The organism is Kribbella hippodromi (assembly GCF_039531045.1).
GTDB lineage: Bacteria > Actinomycetota > Actinomycetes > Propionibacteriales > Kribbellaceae > Kribbella > Kribbella hippodromi.
In genome coordinates, this window is the sequence record NZ_BAAAPH010000007.1 from 130,577 (window position 1) to 152,000 (window position 21,424).

Annotated in this window: 14 protein-coding genes and 1 tRNA gene; 9 read left to right on the plus strand and 6 right to left on the minus strand. The window is 68.7% G+C overall.

The window, feature by feature from the left end; genetic code table 11:
• Positions 1-10: 10 nt before the first annotated feature.
• Positions 11-781: a DUF881 domain-containing protein gene (locus tag ABD260_RS12980; RefSeq protein WP_344233704.1), complete on the plus strand. Its 771-nt coding sequence runs from the start codon at positions 11-13 to the stop codon at positions 779-781.
• A gap of 17 nt (positions 782-798) precedes the next feature.
• Positions 799-1,428: an aminodeoxychorismate/anthranilate synthase component II gene (locus ABD260_RS12985; RefSeq protein WP_344233705.1), complete on the plus strand. Its 630-nt coding sequence runs from the start codon at positions 799-801 to the stop codon at positions 1,426-1,428.
• 128 nt (positions 1,429-1,556) lie between these two features.
• Here ABD260_RS12985 and pknB read toward each other — a convergent pair whose 3' ends face one another.
• The 6 genes from pknB to ABD260_RS13015 all read right to left on the minus strand — a co-directional run bounded on the left by pknB (position 1,557) and on the right by ABD260_RS13015 (position 9,140).
• Positions 1,557-3,404: a Stk1 family PASTA domain-containing Ser/Thr kinase gene (pknB, locus tag ABD260_RS12990; protein WP_344233706.1), complete on the minus strand. Its 1,848-nt coding sequence runs from the start codon at positions 3,402-3,404 to the stop codon at positions 1,557-1,559.
• A 138-nt stretch (positions 3,405-3,542) separates the two neighbouring features.
• Complete coding sequence (locus ABD260_RS12995; RefSeq protein WP_344233707.1) at positions 3,543-4,997, minus strand: peptidoglycan D,D-transpeptidase FtsI family protein; 1,455 nt, start codon at positions 4,995-4,997, stop codon at positions 3,543-3,545.
• Entirely contained in the window at positions 4,994-6,391 is a 1,398-nt protein-coding gene (locus ABD260_RS13000; protein WP_344233708.1) for an FtsW/RodA/SpoVE family cell cycle protein, read from the minus strand. The genes ABD260_RS12995 and ABD260_RS13000 overlap by 4 nt, the downstream gene beginning before the upstream one ends.
• Positions 6,388-7,794 (minus strand): protein phosphatase 2C domain-containing protein, encoded by a 1,407-nt coding sequence (locus ABD260_RS13005; protein WP_344233709.1) that lies wholly within the window; start codon positions 7,792-7,794, stop codon positions 6,388-6,390. The genes ABD260_RS13000 and ABD260_RS13005 overlap by 4 nt, the downstream gene beginning before the upstream one ends.
• A gap of 10 nt (positions 7,795-7,804) precedes the next feature.
• A complete protein-coding gene (locus ABD260_RS13010; RefSeq protein ID WP_344233710.1) occupies positions 7,805-8,287 on the minus strand; it encodes an FHA domain-containing protein FhaB/FipA in 483 nt (160 codons plus the stop codon).
• 10 nt (positions 8,288-8,297) lie between these two features.
• Positions 8,298-9,140 carry an FHA domain-containing protein gene (locus ABD260_RS13015; protein ID WP_319036585.1) on the minus strand — a complete coding sequence of 281 codons (843 nt, stop codon included), beginning with the start codon at positions 9,138-9,140 and terminating at the stop codon, positions 8,298-8,300.
• A 180-nt stretch (positions 9,141-9,320) separates the two neighbouring features.
• Between ABD260_RS13015 and ABD260_RS13020 the strand changes: the two genes are divergently transcribed.
• From ABD260_RS13020 to ABD260_RS13055, 7 genes are all read left to right on the plus strand, one after another.
• Positions 9,321-9,404 (plus strand) — tRNA-Leu (locus ABD260_RS13020).
• A gap of 206 nt (positions 9,405-9,610) precedes the next feature.
• On the plus strand, positions 9,611-11,401 hold the full coding sequence (locus ABD260_RS13025; RefSeq protein WP_344233711.1) for a bifunctional metallophosphatase/5'-nucleotidase: 1,791 nt from the start codon (positions 9,611-9,613) through the stop codon (positions 11,399-11,401).
• 68 nt (positions 11,402-11,469) lie between these two features.
• Positions 11,470-12,225 (plus strand): ABC transporter ATP-binding protein, encoded by a 756-nt coding sequence (locus ABD260_RS13030; RefSeq protein ID WP_344233712.1) that lies wholly within the window; start codon positions 11,470-11,472, stop codon positions 12,223-12,225.
• Positions 12,210-14,051, plus strand: a complete 1,842-nt coding sequence (locus tag ABD260_RS13035; RefSeq protein ID WP_344233713.1) for a hypothetical protein — start codon at positions 12,210-12,212, stop codon at positions 14,049-14,051. Before ABD260_RS13030 ends, ABD260_RS13035 begins: the two co-directional genes overlap by 16 nt.
• A gap of 337 nt (positions 14,052-14,388) precedes the next feature.
• Positions 14,389-15,366, plus strand: a complete 978-nt coding sequence (locus tag ABD260_RS13040; protein WP_344233714.1) for a helix-turn-helix domain-containing protein — start codon at positions 14,389-14,391, stop codon at positions 15,364-15,366.
• Between the two features lie 3,794 nt (positions 15,367-19,160).
• The gene (locus ABD260_RS13050) at positions 19,161-19,940 is read left to right on the plus strand and encodes a PrsW family intramembrane metalloprotease (protein WP_344233717.1); all 780 of its coding nucleotides are present in this window, start codon (positions 19,161-19,163) and stop codon (positions 19,938-19,940) included.
• Between the two features lie 352 nt (positions 19,941-20,292).
• Complete coding sequence (locus tag ABD260_RS13055; protein WP_344233718.1) at positions 20,293-21,420, plus strand: endonuclease; 1,128 nt, start codon at positions 20,293-20,295, stop codon at positions 21,418-21,420.
• Positions 21,421-21,424 lie beyond the last annotated feature (4 nt).

A 21,424-nucleotide genomic window follows, 5' to 3' on the forward strand; every position in this document is an offset into this window, starting at 1 on the left:
GAGATCACTGGTGCGTAGGTTGAGGCGGATTTCGCTGTGGCGCGCGGTCGCGCCGCTGGCGTTGCTGTGTGCCGGCCTGCTGTTCGCGACCAGTGCCACGAACGCCCGCGGTACCGACCTGCGGCCCAGCCGTAACACTACGCTCGCGGGGCTGGTGGAGGAACAGAGCCGCCGCAGCGCCACCCTGGTCCGGCAGCACGCGGCGCTCACCCAGGACATCGAGAAGTTGCAGGCGCAGCAGGGTTCGATCGACCCGGCGCTGGCCAAGCAGCTCAAGGACCTGTCCGACGCGGTCGGCACCACGCCGGTCACCGGGCCGGGCCTGACCGTGACGCTGAAGGACGCGCCGCAGCAGGTGGTGAAGGACAACCCAGACGTGGACGCCGACTGGCTGGTGATCCACCAGCAGGACATCCAGGCCGTGGTGAACGCGCTCTGGGCCGGTGGCGCGGACGCGATCTCGATCCAGAACCACCGGGTCATCTCCACGACCGGGATCAAGTGCGTCGGCAACTCGGTGGTACTGCACGGCGTGCCGTACCTCCCGCCGTACAAGATCACCGCGATCGGCGACCGGCGGAAGCTGCAGCAGGCGCTCGACGACTCGCAGTACATCGACAACCTGCAGGATTACGTGGTGAAGTTCCAGCTCGGGTACGACGTGCAGAACGAGTCCTCGATCGCCATGCCCGCGTACGAGGGCACCCTGGACCTGCAAAGCGCCACCGTCCCCGGCTTCGACCGCACGCCCTCGGTCAGCCCCTCCGTCAGCGGTAGATAGCTGTCACAATGGTCTGCATGCCGCGGATCCTTGTCGTCGACAACTACGACTCCTTCGTCTACAACCTGGTTCAGTACCTGCAGCAGTTGCAGGCTGACACCACGGTGTTGCGCAACGACGAGGTGACCCCGGAGCAGGCCGGCGAGTACGACGGCGTGCTGCTCTCCCCCGGCCCAGGTACGCCCGAAGAGGCCGGTGCCTGCGTGGACATCGTCAAGGAGCAGGGCGGGAAGGTGCCGATCTTCGGCGTCTGCCTCGGTCTGCAGGCGATCGGCGTGGCGTACGGCGGGGTGGTCGGCCGCGCGGACGAGCTGCTCCACGGCAAGACCAGCCAGGTGTACCACGACGGCGCCGGCGTACTGGCCGGCCTGCCGTCCCCGTTCACCGCGACCAGGTACCACTCGCTCGCGATCACCCAGGACAGCGTGCCGAGCGAGCTGCAGGTGACGGCACGGACCGACAAGGGCGTGATCATGGCGGCGCGGCACCACGAGCTCGCGGTCGAGGGCGTGCAATTCCACCCGGAGTCCGTACTCACCGAAGGCGGCCACCGGATGCTCGCCAACTGGCTGACCCTCTGCGGCGACCCCGACGCGATCGCCCGCTCCGCCGGCCTGGCCCCGGTCGTCGGCCAACCAGTCGCCTAGCGCCGGCCAACTAACACGCCCCAAACCGGTTTGGGGCGCGTTATCCGCCCGAATTGGGCAGTCCGGCTCCCCAGTCACGGCGAAGGCCCTCCCCAAAGCGGTTTGGGGAGGGCCTTCGCTGGTGCTGGTCAGCCGCCGATCGTGATGCCAGGCGAGCTGGGCTCGCCGGTCGGCGGAGTGTTCGTGTCCGTCGGCTGGCTCGGCGGCGGGGACGTCTGCTGGTGGTTGTTGATGGTCAGCGTGACCAGAGTGTTCTTCGGCGCCTGGGTGCCGCCCTTCACGCTCTGGGCGACGACGGTCTGGTCCGGCTTGGACGGGTCGTCGACAGGAGCCGCGTAACCGACCCGGAAGCCGGCCGCCTTCAGCGCCGCCGCGGCGTCGTCGGCCGACTGCGTGACCACGTTCGGCACCTCGGCGTTCACCACGCCGCTGGACACCGTCAAGGTGAACTGGGTGCCCGGCGGGTACGAGCCGCCCGGGTCCGGGCTGACCTCGAGCACGGTGCCCTTCTTCTGGTCGCTGTCCTTCTCGACCGTCTTGTCGCTGACCGTGAACTGGCCCTTCGCGTTCTCCAGCGTCCGCTTCGCCTTCGACTCCGACATCCCGATCACGTCCGGCACCGGGAAGGCGCTCGGCCCGGCCGAGACCACCACGTTCACGGTCGAGCCCTGGTCGGCCTCGGTCCCGGACTCCGGTGTCTGGCTGATGATCGCGCCCTTGCCGACCGTGTCGCTCTTCTGCGACGTGGAGGTGAGCTTCAGGCCCTTGGCGTCGAGCAGCGCGGTCGCCTCGGCCACCGACTTGCCGCTGAGGTCCGGCACGGCGACCTTGGCCGGGGTCGAGGTGGTCGGACCACCACCGCCGGTGTTGGTGCTCTTGTTGTAGTGCGTGAACAGCGCGTACGCCCCAACGGCTACGGCGACGATCGCGAGCCCGAGCAGGAAGTAGGCGAGGCCACGGTTCCGCCGGGAGCGGTTGTCCTCGTCCTCTTCCAGGTCGTCCCCGCCCGGCGGCAGCAGGTCGTTGCCGCCGGTCTGCCGGAACGCCTGGGTCGCGGCCGGCGCGACCGCGGTCGCCGACAGCGCGCGGGTCTCCGCGATCGCCGCCATCGGCGCGGTCACCTGCTGGCCGGCCAGCACCCGGTGGATGTCGGCGCGCATCTCGGAGGCGCTCTGGTACCGCTCTTCGCGGTTCTTCGCCAGCGCCTTCAGGACGACCGCGTCGACCTCCGGCGGGATGTCCGGGTCGAAGGACGACGGCGGCAGCGGCTGCTCGCGGACATGCTGGTACGCGACCGAGACCGGTGATTCGCCGACGAAAGGCGGCCGGCCGGTGAGCAGTTCGTACAGCAGGCAACCGGTCGAGTACAGGTCGGAGCGGGCGTCGACGGTTTCGCCGCGGGCCTGCTCCGGGGACAGGTACTGCGCGGTGCCGATCACGGCCGCGGTCTGGGTCATCGTCGAGGACGTGTCGGCGACCGCGCGGGCGATGCCGAAGTCCATCACCTTGACCTGGCCCTGCGGGGTCAGCATCACGTTGCCGGGCTTGATGTCGCGGTGCACGATGCCGGCCCGGTGGCTGTAGTCGAGCGCCTCGAGCACGCCGGAGGTGATCTCCAGCGCCCGCTCCGGCATGATCTTGCGGCCTTCGCGGATCAGGTCGCGCAGCGTCTTGCCGGTGACGAGCTCCATCACGATGTACGGGATCGTGACGCCGGAACCGTTCGGATCCGGCTCCTCGCCGGTGTCGTACACCGAGACGATGGTCGGGTGGTTCAGCGACGCGGCCGACTGTGCCTCCCGGCGGAACCGGGCCTGGAAGGTGGCGTCACTGGCCAGGTCGACCCGCAGCCGCTTGATCGCGACACTCCGGCCGAGCCGGTTGTCGACGCCCCTGCGGACCTCGGCCATGCCGCCGCGGCCGAGCGGTTCGCCTTCTTCGTACCGGCCGCCGACGAGACGTGCCTGCGATGTCATGACTCAGCCTTCCAACCTGTCCGTGAACCACACACAAAAAACACACTCAATTTGCCCACCGTAGCGGCCGCCACACGTGGATCCCCGTTGGAAAGACGCACTGTCATCGAATCATTCCGTATGGTGCTCATCGGCTGTTCACTGGCCCAGCACCGCCTCCATCACGCTTTTCGCGATCGGCGCGGCCAGCTTGCCGCCGGCGATGTCGTCGCGCGGAATGTTCGCGGACTCGATCAGTACCGCGACCGCGACCTTCGGGTCGTCGGCCGGCGCGAACGCGGTGAACCAGGCGAACGGCGGGCGGTCCTTCGCGGTCTGCGCGGTCCCGGTCTTGCCGGCCACCTGGACGCCCTTGATCTGGCCCGGCTTGCCGGTGCCGTTGTTGACGACGTCCAGCATCATCGCGGTCAGCTGGGACGCGACCTCCGGGGTGACCGCCTGGTGCAGCGACTCCGGCTTGGTCTCCGAGACCGTCTTCAGGTCCGGGGTCTTCACGCTCTGGACCAGGTACGGCTTCATCACCTCGCCCTTGTTCGCGATCCCGGCCGCGACCATCGCCATCTGCAGCGGCGTGGCCTGGACGTCGAACTGGCCGATCGCGGACTGCGCGGTCTGCGGCTCGTTCGGGTCGGCCGGGAACTGGCTGGTGGCGACGGCCGGCAGCTCGGTCAGCGGCCGGGCACCGAAGCCGAACTTCGCCGCCTGCTCGCGGAGCGCGTCCGCGCCGAGGGCCATGCCGACCGTACCGAACGCGGTGTTGCACGAGTAGCGCAGCGCGACCGTCAGCGTCGCGGTGTTGCTGCCACCACAGTTCTTGCCGTCCTCGTTCACCAGCGGGACGGTGGTCTGCGGCAACGGCAGCTCGGCCGGCGAGCTCACCTTGCTGTCCGGCGTGTACTTCCCGCTGGACAGCGCGGCGGCCGCGGTCACCAGCTTGAACGTCGACCCCGGCGGGTACAGCTCCTGCACCGCCCGGTTGGACATCGGCTTTTCCTTCGCCGCGTTCAGGTTCTTCCAGGCCGTACCGACCTTGGTGTTGTCGTGCGAGGCGAGCTGGTTCGGGTCGTACGACGGGCGGCTGGCCATCGCCAGGATCTTGCCGGTCTTCGGCTCGATCGCGACCACCGCGCCGATCTTGCCGGACAGTCCGTTGTACGCCGCCTGCTGCGCCGCCGCGTTCAGCGTCAGGGCCACGCTGCCGCCCTGCTGCGGCCGGTTGCTGATCACGTCGATGATCCGCCGGAACGCCATCGACGGGTCCGAGCCGTTCAGCTCGGAGTTCATCGTCAGCTCGATCCCGCCGCGGCCGAACAGGTACGAGTAGAAGCCGGTCACCGGCGCGTACACCGGTCCGGACGGGTAGGTGCGCTGGTACTTGAACCGGTCGTTGGCCGGGTCGCTCTTCGCGATCGGGGTGTTGCCGATCAGGATCGGGCCGCGGTTCACCGAGAACTGCGAGTCCCGGACCCGGTTGTTGTCGTTGCGCCCGTTGATCTCGTTCGACCGGAAGGCCTGCAGGTACGTCGAGTTGGCCATCAGCGCGAGCATCAGGATCATCGCCGCGACGGCCAGTCGTCGGATCGCCGAATTCACTGCTTCTGCACCGCCATCGCGATCGTTTCGTCGGACACTGGAGCGGCCGGGGTCTGCGGCCGCCGGGCCTGGTCGCTGATTCGCAGCAGCAGCGCGATGATCGCCCAGTTCGCCACCAGGGAGGTACCACCGAGGGCCATGAACGGGGTGGCCAGACCGGTCAGCGGGATCAGGCCGGTGACGCCGCCGACGATCACGAACACCTGCAGCGCGAACGACATCGCCAGACCGGTCGCGACCAGCTTGCCGAAGATGTCCCGGCAGCCGAGCGCCGTGCGCAGGCCGCGCTCGATGATCAGCGTGAAGATCAGCAGGATCGCGATCAGACCGGTCAGCCCCAGCTCCTCGGCGAACGAGGAGATGATCATGTCGCTGTTCGCGTACATCGTCGCCTCGGGGTGACCCTGGCCGAGGCCGCGGCCGAGGATGCCGCCCCAGGCCTGGCCCATCAGGCCGAGCTTGATCTGGCCGCCGTCGATCGCCCACGGGTCCAGCCAGTCGGTGATCCGCTTGTGGACGTGGCCGAAGGTCATGTACGCGAAGTACGCGCCGCCGACGAACAGGACGCCGCCGATGATCAGCCAGCCGGCTCGTTCGGTCGCGACGTACAGCAGGAACAGGAAGAGACCGAAGAACAGCAGCGAGGAGCCGAGGTCGCTCTCGAACACCAGTACGCCCAGGCTGGCCAGCCAGGCGATCAGGATCGGCCCGAGGTCGCGGGCGCGGGGCAGGTCCAGCCCGAGGAAGCGGCGGCCGGCCAGGGTGAGTACGTCGCGTTTCACGACCAGGTAGCCGGAGAAGAAGATGACCAGCGCGACCTTGGCGAACTCACCGGGCTGGAACGACATGCCGAAGACGTGAATCCAGATCGGCGCACCGTTGACGTTCGCACCGATCCCGGGGACGAGCGGCAGCACCAGCAGCACCAGACCGCCCAGACCGAGCGTGTACGTGAACGCCTGCAGGCGCCGGTGGTCGCGGATCACCAGGATGACCACCAGGAACAGCACAATGCCGACCGCGGTCCAGGTGATCTGCTGCGGCGCCGCCGCCGGCAGCACTTTCTTGCCCTTCGCCTGCGCGACGATCGCGAGTCCGAGGTCGATCCGGTGGATCATCGCGACGCCGAGACCGTTCAGCAGCACCGCGCAGGGCAGCAGCACGGGGTCCGCGTACGGCGCCCGGTACCGCAGGACCAGGTGCGCGATCAGCGCGAGCAGTCCGATCCCGGCCGCGTAGTACCCGGTGCTGGCCGGTACGGAGTTCTGCACGGTGATGCCGATGTTCACGTACGCGCCGACCGAGACGGCGACCGCGATCACGAGCAGCAGCAACTCCACCCCGCGCCTGGTACGCGGGATGATCTGAATGACGGAAGTCGACGCGATACTCATCGGACTCCGTCACAGTCTTCGGGGTTGACCGACGGGCCGGTCGGGGTCGTACTGGCCTTCGTCGGTGCCGGGGTGGTCACCGGCGGCTTGGAAGCCGGCGGCGTCGACACAGGTGGCGTGCTCACCGGGGGCGTACCCGGCTTGGTGCTCGGCTTCGGGGTCGGCTTGACCTTGGCGCACTCGGCCGCGGTCTGCTGCAGCTCCGCCACGATCGACCGGGCGCCGGCCAGGTTCTCGGCCTGGATGTCGCCCTCGACCTGCTGGCGGCTGTACGTCGGCAGTTTGTCGACGAGCAGCGGCTGCCGTTCGTACACCGAGGACAGGGAGATCCCGGGGATCTCCGCGTCGACGCCCTTGTAGATCGCCACGTAGTCGCCGTCGGTACCCACGTAGTACTGCTTCTGGGTCCAGCTGTAGCCGAACCAGGCGCCACCACCGAGCAGCACCAGGATGACGACCAGGACCGTGATCCGCCGCAACCACGGGAACCGCTTGGGCGGGCGCGGCGCGTACCGCAACTCCTCCGGGTCGACCGCGGTGCCCTGACCAGCACCACCGGCGCCCCCGGAGCCATCAGGGCCGCCGGTACGGACCGCGACCGTCGGCTCACCACGACCGGTGCTGCCCTGGGCGAGCTCCGCGGCGGCGCCGACCAGCTGCGGCGTGACCCCGCTGGCCGGCTCGGTCTCGACGACATCGGCGACCACGCAGGTCACGTTGTCGTTCGAGCCCGCCTCCAGCGCGTGCGTGATCAGCTCGACGACGACCGAGTCCGGCGTACCGCTTGCCATCGACGCAGCGATCACGTCGTTGCTGACGTAGTCGGGCAGGCCGTCGCTGCACAGCATCAATCGGTCGCCGGCCTGGACGTCGAGCATCTCCAGGTCGGGGTCGGAGTCGGGACGGCCGTCCAGCACCCGGAGGATCAGGTTCCGGTGCGGGTGACTGAAGGCCTCCTCTTGCGAGATCCGGCCCTCGTCGACCAGGGACTGGACGAAAGTGTGGTCGTGGCTGAGCTGGAACAGCTGCCCGTCACGCATCCGGTACGCCCGGGAGTCGCCGAGGTGCGCGAGCCCGAGCTGCTTGCCGTCGAACATCAGCGCGGTCACGGTCGAACCCATGCCCTCGCGCTCGGGGTCCTCCTCGACCAGCTCCGAGAGCCGTTCGTTGGCCCGGTGCACCGCGCCGGCCAGGGCCTCGATCATGTCCTCGCCGCCGATGTCGGCGGTGTCCAGCCGCCGGATCACCTGGACCGCCGCCGCACTGGCCACCTCACCGGCCGCGGCGCCGCCCATTCCGTCGGCGAGCAGCAGCAGGTGCGGACCGGCATACGCCGAGTCCTCGTTGTTGCGGCGCACGCGTCCGACGTCGGACAGTGTGGCGTAGTCGAGCGACAGGGTCATCGAGGCAGGCCTACTTCGCGATGTTCAGCGTCGTCCGGCCGATTCGGATCGAACCGCCGATCTCGGCCGGGACCGGGCGGGTGACCCGCTGGCCGTCAAGGTACGTGCCGTTGGTGGAGCCGAGATCCTCGACCCACCACTGGCCCTCGGACAGGAACAACCGGGCGTGCCGGGTGGAGGAGTAGTCGTCGTCGAGCCGGATCTGGCAGTCCGAACCACGGCCGATGATCACCGGCTCGTCCGCCAGTGAGGCACCCACACCGGCCTGCGGACCGTCCGCGATCGTCACCGACGCGGGCAGGCCCTTGCGTTTCTTGGCCGGCTTGGTGGGTTTCGGCGTCCGGGTGACGGCCGGCGCGGCCGGTGCCGCGGCCTGGCTGTTCACCTTCGCGCCGAACAGGTCGGACCTGATCACGGACAGCACCGCGAGGACGAACATCCACAACAGGGCCAGGAACCCCAGTTTGATCAGGGTCAGGGTCAGTTCCGACATGGAAGGTCAGTCACCACCCGCTGCTCGGCGGCTGGGCCATCGGCTCGTCCGCGAGACGCAGCGTCATGGTCGTGTTGCCGATCCGCACGGTCGAGCCGTCGACCAGCTCGGCCTCCGCGCTCCGGCGGCCGTTCACCAGCGTGCCGTTGGTGGAACCGAGGTCGACCAGCACCACCCGGATACCGCCCGGGCCCTCCGGCATCAGCCGGATCTCGGCGTGCCGCCGGGACACGCCCGGGTCGTTGATCTGGATGTCCGCGTCGGTGCCCCGGCCGAGCACCACGCCCGGCGGGTTCACCGGGCGGCGGCGGCCGTTCACCTCCAGCATCACCTGGGGGTGGCCGCGGCGCGGCGAGGGCTGCTGGGGCGGCTGCTGGCGCGGAGGCGGGCTCTGCACGACCGGCTCGTTGGGCGGCACGTAGGGCTCCTGCTGGTAGGGCTGGGGCTCGGGCTGCTGGTAGCCGGCCGGCCGCCGCTGGGGCGTACCGACCGTCTCACTGACCACCCGGAACTTACCGGTCGGCAGCTCCTCGTGCTGGACCAGCTCGATGTCGATCGGCCCGGAGAAGGTGTACCGCTGGATGTCCGCGTGGTCGCGGAGCTCGTTCGCGAGCTCGTGGTTCAGCGTCCGGCCGTAGGCGTTCAGCCGCTCGAAATCGTCCGGACCGAGCTCGATGGTGAAGTGATTCGGCACCAGCCGCCGGTCCCTGGACAGGATCCGGGCAGTGTTGTCGATCTCACGCTTGAGTGCCGCGGCCAGCTCGATCGGCTCCACATCACCCTTGAAAGCGCGCGCGAAGACACCGCTCACGATGCCTTCCAGACGTCGCTCGAAGCGCTGCAGCGGTCGCACGCCTCCTCCTCCACAGTCGGTACGCCGTACTCGGTCCACCACATCCACCGGTCGTGGCGGACACACCGGGTACGACGATCGATCGTATCGGCAGGTTCGACCCAACCCGCAATGTGAAGCTCCGGGGAAACCCGTGCTACTGTTTCTCCTCGTCGCCAGGACAGCATGTCAGGCGGCAGCGCGCGGGTGGCGGAATAGGCAGACGCGCACGGTTCAGGTCCGTGTGCCCGAAAGGGCGTGGGGGTTCAACTCCCCCCTCGCGCACAAGCAAGTCCCGGTCGAAACCGACCGGGACTTTTGCGTTCCCCCCACATTTCCTCCTTTCGAACGAGATCGCGCCCGGCGACGGTCTGGGCCACGGCCGGCTGACCGGTGGGCGGATTGTTCGTAAATTTCTGTTTGTTTGGGTGTTGGAATGGGCAGAAAGTTGCATAGCGTCTGGGTCTTCGTGGATCGAGAGGGGTGGCGCTGTGGAGCGGTCGGTTGGGCGGCGGTCGGTGCTGGTGGGGGCGGGGGCCGCGGTGGCCTCCGTGGGGCTGGGGGTGCCGGCGTACGCGAGTGACGCGGCGCGGCGGCCGGGGGCGCCGGGGTTGATCGACGTGCAGTTGCTGAACATCACCGACTTTCACGGCAACAACCGGACGCCGACCGCGCAGGCGGACGGGTTTCTGCCGGGGCCGGACGGGCAGGTCAGTCTGCACGTGGGTGGCGCGGCGTACCTCGCGACGCACCTGAAGGCGATCCGGGCGCGGCGGAACTCCATCTTCTTCAGCGCCGGTGACAACTTCTGCGGTGGGCAGCCGCTGGACAACAAGATGCTGTCCGACGAGTCGACGATCGAGGTACTGAACGCGCTCGGGCTGCAGTTCTCGGCGCTCGGCAACCACGAGTTCGACTACGGCGTGGACTACCTGGTCGACCACCTGATGAAGGCCAAGCCGGTCGGTACGCCGGGTCGCGACTCCAGCTTTCCGGACTCGACCGGCCGGCGGTACCAGGGCATCAAGTTCGGGTACTACTCGGCCAACATCCTCTGGCGGAACACCCGGCGGCCGGTGTTCGCGCCGTACAACATCGAGTGGGTGACCGACGGGCGGCGCCGGTACCCGATCGGGTTCATCCACCTCACGGTCGCGAACACCCCGACCGGTTCGAGCTCGTACAACCCGAAGCTGGCCAGCATCGAGACCGCCGTGGCCGGCAACCAGGTCGCGGCGTACCTGAAGCGCCGTGGCGTGAACGCCCTGGTCGTGGTCGTGCACGACGGCGCGCAGCAGAACGACAACTGGCACGCCCCGGTCAACGGCGCGAACCTCGCCACCGGCCCGGCGATCCAGCTCGCCGCCGACCTGAGCCCGGACATCAGTGCGATCGTCACCGGTCACTGGCACTGGTGGTTCAACGCGATGCTCCCGGACCCGAACGGCGTACCGCGGCCGATGGTCGAAGCCGGGCACGCCGGTCAGATCATCAACGAGATCAACCTGAAGCTGGATCCGCGTACCGGCGCGGTCGTGCGCGATCTGACCGTCTCGACCAACCACCCGGTCACTCTCGACGTCACCCCCGACCCGCGAATCGCCCGGATCGTCGACTACTGGACCGCTTTCGGCGAACGCCGGTACGGGACCGTCGCCGGTCACCTGACCGCCGATTTCACCCCCGCCCTGTCCGCCTCCGGCGAGAGCAGCATGGGTGAGCTCGGCGCCGACCTCTGCTACTGGTCGGCCAAGCGCAACGGCCCGGTCGACTTCGCGCTCGTCGCGGCCAAGCCGATCACCGGATCGAACGCCGTCGCCGGGACGTTGCGGTACGCCAAGGGCAGCAACGCGTACGACTCCGACGGCGCGATTCTGTACGGCGAGGCGTACTCGCAACTGGGCTACGAGAACCCGATCCTCACCGTCACCCTGACCGGTCAGCAGATCCACGATGCGCTGGAGCAGCAGTGGCAAGCGGCCAAGTACGGCCCGCTGAACTTCTCCGCGAACGTCCGCGCCACGTTCGACACCCGGCGGCCGATCGGCGATCGGGTCGACCCGGACGGTTTCCGGATCGACGGCGCGGCGCTGGAGCTGACGAAGGAGTACCGGGTCGCGGGACTCGCGTACACACTGATCGGCGCCGACGGTTACAGCGCGCTGAGCGGATTCACCGACCCGTACCGGAACGGGCGGGATCACGAGGAGTTCATCGACTACCTGCGGGCCAACCCGGTGATCACCCCGTCCGGACTGGACCGGATCACCGTGCTGGCCTGATGGGTGATGCGGCGGGTCAGCCGGACGGGTGACGTCCGGGGAGGGTCTTCGATGACAGAGTTCTGGTCATGGACGACGCACTCGAGCTTGACGGACTGACCAAGGTTTTCGGGGCGCAGCGGGCGGTCGACGAGCTGAGCCTGAGCGTGCCGGCCGGGTCGTTCTTCGGGATGCTCGGGCCGAACGGGGCCGGCAAGACGACCTCGCTGTCGATGGCGGTCGGGTTGCTCCGGCCGGACGCGGGCACGGCGCGGATCTTCGGTGCCGACGTCTGGCGGGAGCCCACCAAGGCCAAGGCGCTGGTCGGCGTACTGCCGGACGGGCTCGGGATGCCAGAGCGGCTGACCGGCCGCGAGGTGCTGACGTACCTCGGCCTGCTGCGCGGGATTCCGGAGGCCGAGGTGAAGGCGCGGGCGGCCGAGCTGCTGGAGGTGCTGGAGCTCGACCACGAGGACGACAAGCAGGTCATTGGCTACTCGACCGGCATGCGGAAGAAGCTCGGGCTCGCGGTCGCGCTGCTGCACGCGCCGCGGCTGCTGGTGCTGGACGAGCCGTTCGAGGCGGTCGATCCGGTGTCGGCGGCAACCATCCGGACCATCCTGCACCGGTTCATCGCCGGTGGTGGTTCGGTGGTGATGTCGAGTCACGTGATGGCGCTGGTGGAGCAGCTCTGTGACCGGGTCGCGGTCGTCGCCGACGGGAAGGTCGTTGCCGCGGGCACCGTTGCCGAAGTGCGCGCCGGCGGCAGCCTGGAGGACGCGTTCGTGGCGCTGGTCGGTGCCTCGACGAGGGGCGCGGAGGGGCTGGCATGGCTCTCGCGCTGACGTACGAAACCTCGCACACGCTGGTCCGGATGCGGCTGGCGTCCTTCCGGCACGCGTGGCAGGACCAGCTCCGCCGGTCGTGGATCGTCACCGGCGCGTTCGTCGGCCTGGTACTCGCCGGTGGCACGATCTGGCTGGCCGCGCGGGGCGATCAGGACGTACTGGTCGTCGTGCTCGCGCTCTGGATGCTCGGCTGGGTGGTCGGCCCGTTGTTCGCGGGCGGTGGCGACGAGACGCTCAAGCCGGAGTACTTCACGATGCTCCCGCTGGCGCCACGTACGCTCTCCAGCGGTCTACTGGTGGCGGCGCTCGCCGGCGTCGCTCCGGTGATCAGCCTGATCGCACTGGTCAGTCTGGTGATCGCCGGCGGCCGGCTGAGCGTTGCCGCGGCGCTGGTTGCGGTGCCGGCCTTGCTGCTGCAGCTGTTCTGCTTCGTCCTGGCGTCCCGCCTGGCCGTTGCGGTGTACGGCGTACTGCTCCAGGCGCGCACCGGTGCGGTGATCGCGGCGCTGGTCAACGCGTTCATCCTCGCCTTCGCCGCGCAGGGCTGGGCGTTGATCGCGGCGTTCGTTTCGACCGATGTCCAAGGCACGATCGCGACGGCTGCCCGGATCGCACCGTCCGGCTGGGGTTTCACGGCCGTGGCGGCGGCCGGACGTGGCGACTGGCTCAAGGTCCTTGCCGCGCTTGCTGGGCTCGCGGTGTTCGCGGCGGTGATGCTGCTGGCGTGGTCCGCACTGATCGTACGCCGGACAACAGCCAACCGAGCCGGCCGGACACCCAAGCGACCGCTGACAGCAAGCACCGCACAGGGCGCCGCTGCCGCGAAGGAACTGCGCTCCTGGACCAGAGACCTGCTGTACGGGCACCGGGCCGTGTTCGCGGTCGCGTACGGGCTGTTCTTCTGCCTGATGCCCTTGGCCATCGGGATGAAGTCCATGCTCCCCTGGGCCGGCCCCGCGGCTCTCGTCATGGCCGGCTCGCAGAGCGCCAACCTGTACGGCGCGGACGGTACGGCCCTCTGGACGACTGTGATGACACCCGGTGCGAGCAAACCGGACGTACGCGCCCGGCAGCGAGCGTTCTTGCTGGCCTTCGGCCCAACCACGCTGGCGATCACGGTGGTCCTCACCTGGTGGTCAGGCGTCACCAGTGCCTGGCCGCTCGTACTGAGCGTGCTGCCCGCACTACTCGGCGGTGCGGCCGGTCTGATCGTGGCGTGCTCGGTGTACGCCGCGGTACCGACGACCGACGCGCACAAACGATCCGGGAACCCGCTGAACACCGGTGAGAACGAGGGCGAAACGATGGGCATCGTCTACATGATGCTCGTCGCGGTCGCGACCTGCTGCGCCCCGGCGCTGATCGTCGCGCTCTACACCGGCTGGTGGGGCGTACCGGTCGGGCTGCTCTCCGGCGCACTGTTCTGGTGGTACTTCGGCCGCGTCGCCGCCAAGCGACTCGAGCAGAAGGGTCCTGAGCTCCTCACCTTGCTCAGGCATGGCAGATCGCCCGCGGAGCAGGCCAAGAAGACCGCGGGGCTCGACACGTTGCCCAAGTGGCGGCGCACCCTCGCCGGCTTCTGCCTCGGGTTCGGGGCGATCCCGCTGTTCCCACAGTCCGTTGTGCCACTGATCATCAAGCTGACCGGCAGCCACAGCAGCAAGTCCTGGTTCCTGGCCTTCTACCAGGAGGGGGCGTGGCAGTGGGTGGTGATCGTCCTGATGGGCGCGCTCGGCCTGTCGATGTACGCGTTCGGCGGACTCACCTTCCACTACGCGAAGAAGCGCGCTCCGGGTGAGTCGGTCGCGGCAGCCGCAGCGTAGGTGAGCCGCGGTGCCGGGCGTTCGGGGCGGTTGTACGGGCGGCTGTACGGGCGATCGTGCGGTGGTTGCGCAGCATCCAGACGGCAACCGCGGCCGCGGCGATCAGGCCGGCGATGCCGGCGTAGTCGGTGACGCTCATCATCGGTTCTCTCTCCCGGGGCGGTGGGGCTTGCGTGGGTACAGGCGGCGGCGAGTTCCGCTGACGTTCGGTCGGGAAAGTGACGGGCACTCAGCCTTCCGGTGATGGCTGATTGGTGCCTTGGCTGATCAGTGCCAGTTGGAAAGCGCTCGCTTCCTGATCAGTAAGGCTGTTAGGTGGTGCCCGGAGGTGGGGCGGATGCAGGACGGCTTGTTGCTCGACGAGCGCGAGGAGCAGACCTACCGGCTGCTGGTCGGTCTGTCCGCCGCGCGGGCCGCGGAGCTCGCCGAGGTGGCCGAGTTGTCGCCGCACGAGGCCGCCGAGGTGCTGCAGCGGTTGCAGGCGAAAGGCCTGGTCACGGTTCAGCCGGCCGACGAGCCGGTGTTCCGGCCGCTGCCGCCGGACGTGGCCCTGGGCACCACGCTGCTGCGCCGGCAGGAGTCGCTGGAGGCGGCCCGGAAGACGGTCGCCGCGCTCAGTGAGGAGTTCCGGGCCAGCGCGAGCCGCCGCGACGCCCACCACCTGGTCGAGGTGATCGTCGGCGCCACCACGCTCCGCGAACGGCTCCGCGACCTGCAGAACGCGGCCCGCGAGGAGATCCTCTGGTTTTGCCGCGCGAACCCGATGGCGATGAAGGGTGCCGAGAACACCGAGGAGTACGGCGCCCTGTCGCGCGGCGTCCGCTACCGGGCGATCTACGAACGCGCGCTGGTCGAGACTCCCGGCGAACTGGACTCGATCGCCGAAGGAGTCAGCTGGGGCGAGGAGGCGCGGGTACTGCCGACGCTGCCGGTCCGGATCGCGATCGTCGACCGGTCGGTGGCGATCTGCCCGCTGGTCCGCGACGACGAACCGGAGCTCGGTGAGCCGTCCGCGGCGATCATCAGCCGTGGCCAGCTGCTCGACGCGTTGCTGGCGCTGTTCGAGAGCTACTGGGAGGCTGCGACACCAGTGCGGCTCCAGCAAGACCAGACACAGGCAGTGGAAGGACTGGACGACTCGGAGCGGTTGCTGCTGTCCCTACTGGTGGCTGGTGTTCCGGACAAGTCCATCGCCACCCAGTTGGGCATCAGTCGGCGTACGGTCCAACGGCGGCTGGACCGGTTGATGGCCTTGGCCGGTGTGGACACCCGCACCGGACTGGCCTTTCAAGCTGCCAAGCGCAGCTGGCTGTGAGTGGGCCGGCGCCGGAGCACCGGCCCACCTAGCTCAGCGAACGCCGTACGCGCGGATCACCGTCTGAGTGATGCTCGTGCTACCGCTCTTCGCCGTCACCTTCAGCGAGACGGTGTCATGTGCGTTGGGTACTACGGCCAGGTAATGCCCCAGCGCACCAACCACCGCCAACCGCTGCCAGGTCTTGCCCTCGTCGAACGACGCCCACGCCTGCAGTGAGGTCGCACGGGGCGACTCGAACCCGACAACATGCGTACGCGTGCTCACCCGGCCAGTCAGATCGACCGGCACCTTGTAGTCGAGCTGCTGCAGCGCCAGCGGTACGGCCTAAGTCGGATCGTAGCCATGTCGTTCTGTGAGCCAAGGAGTTGGTCTTGTGAGTTGTCTTCCTAAGACCGCTTGGCCTCCGACTTGTCGACAGGTCCAGCTTGTACGCCGCGTCGCCGCTGGACGTGATCACGTCCGCCCAGCCGTTCGGCATTTCCGCGACGACCTTGCCGTCGCGGGACAGCTTCGCCGAGGACGAGGTGGCCTCGCCGCGGGTGTAGTGCCCCGACGCGTCGACGAAGTTCGGGATCCGGAGCGACAACCGGTCACCAGTACGAGTGGACGGTACGCCCGGCGCGGCGGCCGGACGGACCACCGGCGCGAACCACGTCTCATCCGACTTCCCGGACCGGTAGCTGGTCGGTACGGACGTCATGCCACCGTTCAGTGGGTTCATCGTGTCCCACGTGTACAGGTGGTGCACCCGGTGCTGCCAGAGCGAGTCACCGGACGTCACCCACTCCTCACGGACCTTCGGGGTCTCGACGAACCGCTGCGAGTCGTTCCACGAGTACTCCTGCCACGGACGCCAGCCGAAGCGCTGCTCCTTCGCCCAGTTGAAGCCACCGTTGTCGGCGTACCGGGTGGTGATGCGCTGGCTGTTCGCCGCCGTCACCTTGTAGGTGATCTTCGGCGGGATGAACCCGGTGGAGACCTGCTGGACGTCGTACAGGTACGGGCTGGAGGTGGTCAGCGTCAGATCGATCGACGTCTTGCCACGCTTGACCCGATCGGTCAGCTTCTGACCGTCCTTGAAGGTGGTGACCATCGCGGGGATCGGCTCGCGGTCACCGACCGGTCGCCAGACCGTCCACGCGGTCCAGTCGGCCGGGCGGACCAGGATGACCCCTGCGGCACCGGCATCGGCGGCCGCCTTGATCTGCTCCTCTTCGTTGTCGGAGTCGAGTACGACGACCGCGCCCTTCGCCTGCTGCAGCGAGGTGACGAGCGGGAACCGCTTCTTGCCTTCGTACGACGGCGACCGGTGCAGCAAGTTGATGTCGAGCGGTCCGGACACCCCCGGAATCGACGCCTGCACCATCGGCGCAACGAGCTGCCAGCGGGACGAGAACTCGAAGCTGCCGTCCTTGACCGGCTTGGTCGGCGTCACGTTCACCTGCTGCACGGTGCTGAAGTGCATCACGCCGTGACTGATCGAGCGCCCATTGCCGTACACGCGGTGCACGTAGTAGCTCAAGACCGCCTGCTGCTCGGACGGTTTCGGCGTCTCGATGGTGATCGGCACCGCCTTGCGCGCATCGATCACGATCTCGGTGTCCTTGGTGATCTGGACGTTCGGATCGGTGAACAGGCTGGCCTGCTCGTTCTGCGGGTCGTTGTTCTCCACCAGCGAGTGCAGCAGGTACGTACCTTCCTCCACTTCGGCGGTGTACGAAGAACCGTCCCGAATCCAGGCGAGTACGTCGGAACGCGAGTTGTCGCCGTACAACGAGACGACCGGCGAACCGGTGGGCTTGCCGTCCAGGCCGATCGCGCGGAGCGTCACCTTGTGCATCGGACCGGACCGGAGCGCGCCGACCGCGGTGTGCGTGACGACACCATCGGGGCCGGTGGCAACAATCCAGCCGCTGTACTGGCCGCGGCCGAGTTTCGCCGGGTCCAGTGACAGCGCGACATCGGCGGTGCCGTTGGCCGGGACCGTGACGGTCGCGGGCAGGCCGAAGCCGGTGGCCGGCTTCTTGTCGTCCAGGTTCGTGACCTGGAGGGACAGGTTCAGCGTGACCGGGTTGCCGGAGTCGTTCCGGTAGGTGATGGTCCGCGTACCCGCCACTGCGGTCTGGCTGCCGAAGTCGGCTGTGCCGCTGGCGGTCACCTTCTGCGCAACCGCGCGGGTCAGGTCGACGCGGCCTGCACCTTGCGCGTACACCGTCTGGTCCGGCTGGGTCTTCGCCGTACTGACCAGCGCGTTCTTCAGCTGATCGGCCTTCCAGTCCGGGTGCTGCTGCGCGAGCAGGGCGGCCGCACCGGCCACATGCGGCGCGGCCATCGACGTACCGGACGCGGCGGTGTAGAGCTGGTCGACCGGGTCGCCCATGTCGGTACCGGCCGCGCGAGCCGCGATGATGTCCACGCCGGGCGCGGTGATCTCCGGCTTCAGTCCGGCGTCACCGAGGCGCGGGCCGCGGCTGGAGAAGTCGGCGAGCTTGTCCTGGCGGTCCACCGCGCCGACCGTCAGCGCCGAGGCCGCGGCGCCCGGCGTACCGACTGACTCGTCCCGGCCCTCGTTGCCGGCCGAGACGACGAACAGCGTGCCGGTCTGGGCGGTGATGTCGTTGACCGCCTGGCTGAGCGGGTCGGTGCCGTCGGTGGCGTCACCGCCGAGGCTCATGTTCACCACCTTGGCGCCTTCGGCGGCGGCCCACTCCATCCCGGCGATGATCCACGAGTCGTAGCCGTACCCGTCGTCGCCGAGCACCTTGCCGACCAGCAGGTCCGCCTTCGGTGCGACTCCCTTGCGGGTACCGCCGGCGCCCGCGCCGGTACCGGCGATCGTGGCGGCGACATGGGTGCCGTGACCGAAGTGGTCCTCGGTGCCGCTCGGGCTGCCGGAGAAGTCCTGGCTCTCCTTGACCTTGCCGGCCAGGTCCGGGTGCTTCGCGTCCACGCCGGTGTCGAGTACGGCGACGTCGACGCCCGTGCCTTCGTACCCGGCCTTCCACGCGTCCGGCGCGCCGATCTGCGGCACGCTCTTGTCCAGGACCGGACGGATCTTGCCGTCCAGCCAGATCTTGCTGATGCCGCTGCTCAGCGCGCTGACGCCGGAGCTGGGTCGCAGCGATTTCCACAGCTGCGGCAGTTGGTCCTTCGCCGCGTCGACGGCGCGCCCGTTGATGGACGGCAGTTGGCGCGTGGTGGTCGTCCCCGCAAGAGCCTGGGCGCTGTGTACGCCGGGGGTGTCCTTGACGATCAGTGGGAGTTGCCGGGCGGCCGAGTCGCCGTACCCGTCCGCGATCAGCTCATCGACGTCGAACAGGTTCACGTCCAGGACGCCGGTGGAGATGTACGGGACGGCGTCGCTCGGCAGCACCCGGAGGCCGCCGTCGGCCTCGACGGTGTGGAACGACACCCCTTCGCGGCCCGCCGCCGGGCGGACGGTGGCGGCCTTCTTGCCGCCGCCGGCGTCGGTCACCTCGACGACGTCGCCGGTGATCAGCGTGACCACGGACGAGGCGCCGGGGCTGCCGGCCGGCTGGGGTGGTGGCGCCGCGGCGGACGGGATCACCGTCGCCGCGCCGAGGGCAAGTACCGCCGCGGTGGTGAGCGCGACGATACGACGGGGGGAGGACATAGGCGGATTCTCCTTCGAGCGGCCGGGGCAAGCCTTGAGGGGACGTGTAGAGAGTTTGCAATCAAGTCACGAGATTGCCCCTTGTCCATCGCTGCCGTCCCTGCGACATGGCGCAACCGCGCCATACTGAGGAGCCCAGGCCAGGCTCGGAGGCACCATGACCCAGCAAGTACTGCGTAGGTGGGGCTGGATCGGCACGTTCCTGATCGGTGCGGGCCTGTACCTCGCCGTACTGGTGGTGCTGACCGACACCGGGAATCCGAACCTGTTCCCGACGATGATCCTGCTCGGCGCGCTGGTGGTTCCGCTGACGTTCGTGACCTTCGCGGCCGGCCGGTCCGGGCGGTGGCTGATCGACGGGCCGACGCTCGGCGGGTGCCTGCTCTTCGGCGGCGTCGTCGGGGTGGTCGTCGCGGGCCTGCTCGAGTACGACGCGATGCGCGGCCTCGGTACATTGCCGATGCTCGGGGTCGGACTGATAGAAGAGGCCGCCAAGCTGCTCGTACCGGCCGTCCTGGTGGTGTTCTTCGGGCACCGGTACCGGATGTCGGTCGGTCGCGGAATCGTGATCGGGATCGCGGTCGGCACCGGGTTCGCGGTGCTGGAAACGATGGGGTACGCGTTCGTCGCACTGCTCCAGTCCGGCGGAAACGTCGGCGCCGCCGAGCAGACGCTGTTCATCCGCGGCCTGCTCTCGCCGGCTGGGCATGCGGCCTGGACCGGGCTGACCTGCTGGGGTCTGTGGCGGTTCGTGATGCGGCCGACCGGGAAACGCTTCGCCGGCTTCCTCGGCATGTACGCGCTCGCCGTCGCCCTGCACACCACCTGGGACGGCATCGGCGGCCGGGTCACGTACGCGGTCGTCGGGGCGATCTCGATCGGCCTGTTGCTGATCGGCCTGCAACGCGCGCAACGCTCGGAAGTGCTGCGGGCCTGATCGGCTGTGCTGTCAAGCAGTGGTCTGGAAGGTGAGATGGGTTTGGTGACCCATGGACATTGCGTGCCGGAGTGAGTACGGTCCGTAAACGGCGTCCGCACCACGCCAGCTCGGTCGGTGAGGTGCTGCCCGCCAGTGGCACCTCGCTGGTGGGTGGGCAGAGCAGGCTGTGGCGACGCGTCATGGCCTGATGGGGGCCCATCCACCCAGGTGGGGCGATGAACGACACTCACTCGTTCACCGCCCCACCGGCTCAACTCTTCACGCGGTGTTCGCAATCCGGATGTTCGTCGGTCCGGCCTGCTGGGCAGACTGACGAGAGTCCGGTCCCCAACCGCCCCTGGGAGTACCCGTGTCCCGATTCTTCCGCCCCGCGTTGCTTGTCACCGCGGTGCTCGCACTGCTCGGCTTCGGCATCACGCCGTCGAGCGCTGCCACCTCAATCACGGTCGCGACCGCGATCGGCCGCCAGGACAGTTCGACCGCGTCCGTCACCGGCTACGTGGTCGGTCAGCCGACCGCCACCAGCACCGTTGTCCGGAGCAACTTCCCGAACGACTACGCGCTGGCGCTCGCCGATTCGGCCACCCAGACGAGTACGTCGTCGATGTTGTACGTACAGATCCCGACCGCCTTCCGCGCGGCGTACGGCCTGCAGAGCAACCCCGGTCTGCTCGGCAAGCAGATCACCGTCACCGGCACGCTGGCCGCGTACTTCACGCACCCCGGCCTGAAGAACGCGACCGCCTTCACCGGCGGAGGCGGCAGCACGGATCCTGGTGACCCGGGTGATCCCGGCGACTACTACGCCGCGGCCGCGGGCAAGGCCGGCGCTCAGCTGAAGGCGGCGCTGCACACGATCATCTCGCAGCAGACGAAGCTCACGTACGACCAGGTCTGGGACGCGCTCAAGGTCACCGACCAGGACCCGAACAACAGCAGCAACGTGATCGAGATCTACTCCGGCCGCTCGATCCCGAAGAGCAGCCAGGGCGGTGGCGTCGACGACTGGAACCGCGAGCATGTCTGGGCCAAGTCACACGGCGACTTCGGTACGGCGACCGGCCCGGGTACCGACGTACACCATCTCCGGCCCGAGGACGTGTCGGTCAACTCGGCGCGCGGCAACCTCGACTTCGACAACGGCGGTACGGCCGTTGCCCAGTGCACCGGTTGCACCGCGGACGCGGACTCGTTCGCGCCCCGCCCGGCGGTTCGTGGTGACGTCGCCCGGATGATCTTCTACATGGCCGTCCGGTACGAGGGCGGCGACGGCTTCGCGAACCTGGAACTGAACAACTCGGTCGGCAACGGCACCGCTCCGTACATCGGCAAACTGTCCGTCCTGAAGGCCTGGGCCGCGGGCGACCCGCCGGACGCCTTCGAGAAGAACCGCAACGAGGTCATCTACGCGCAGTTCCAGCACAACCGGAACCCGTTCATCGACCACCCCGAATGGATCAACTCCATCTGGCCCTGAACCC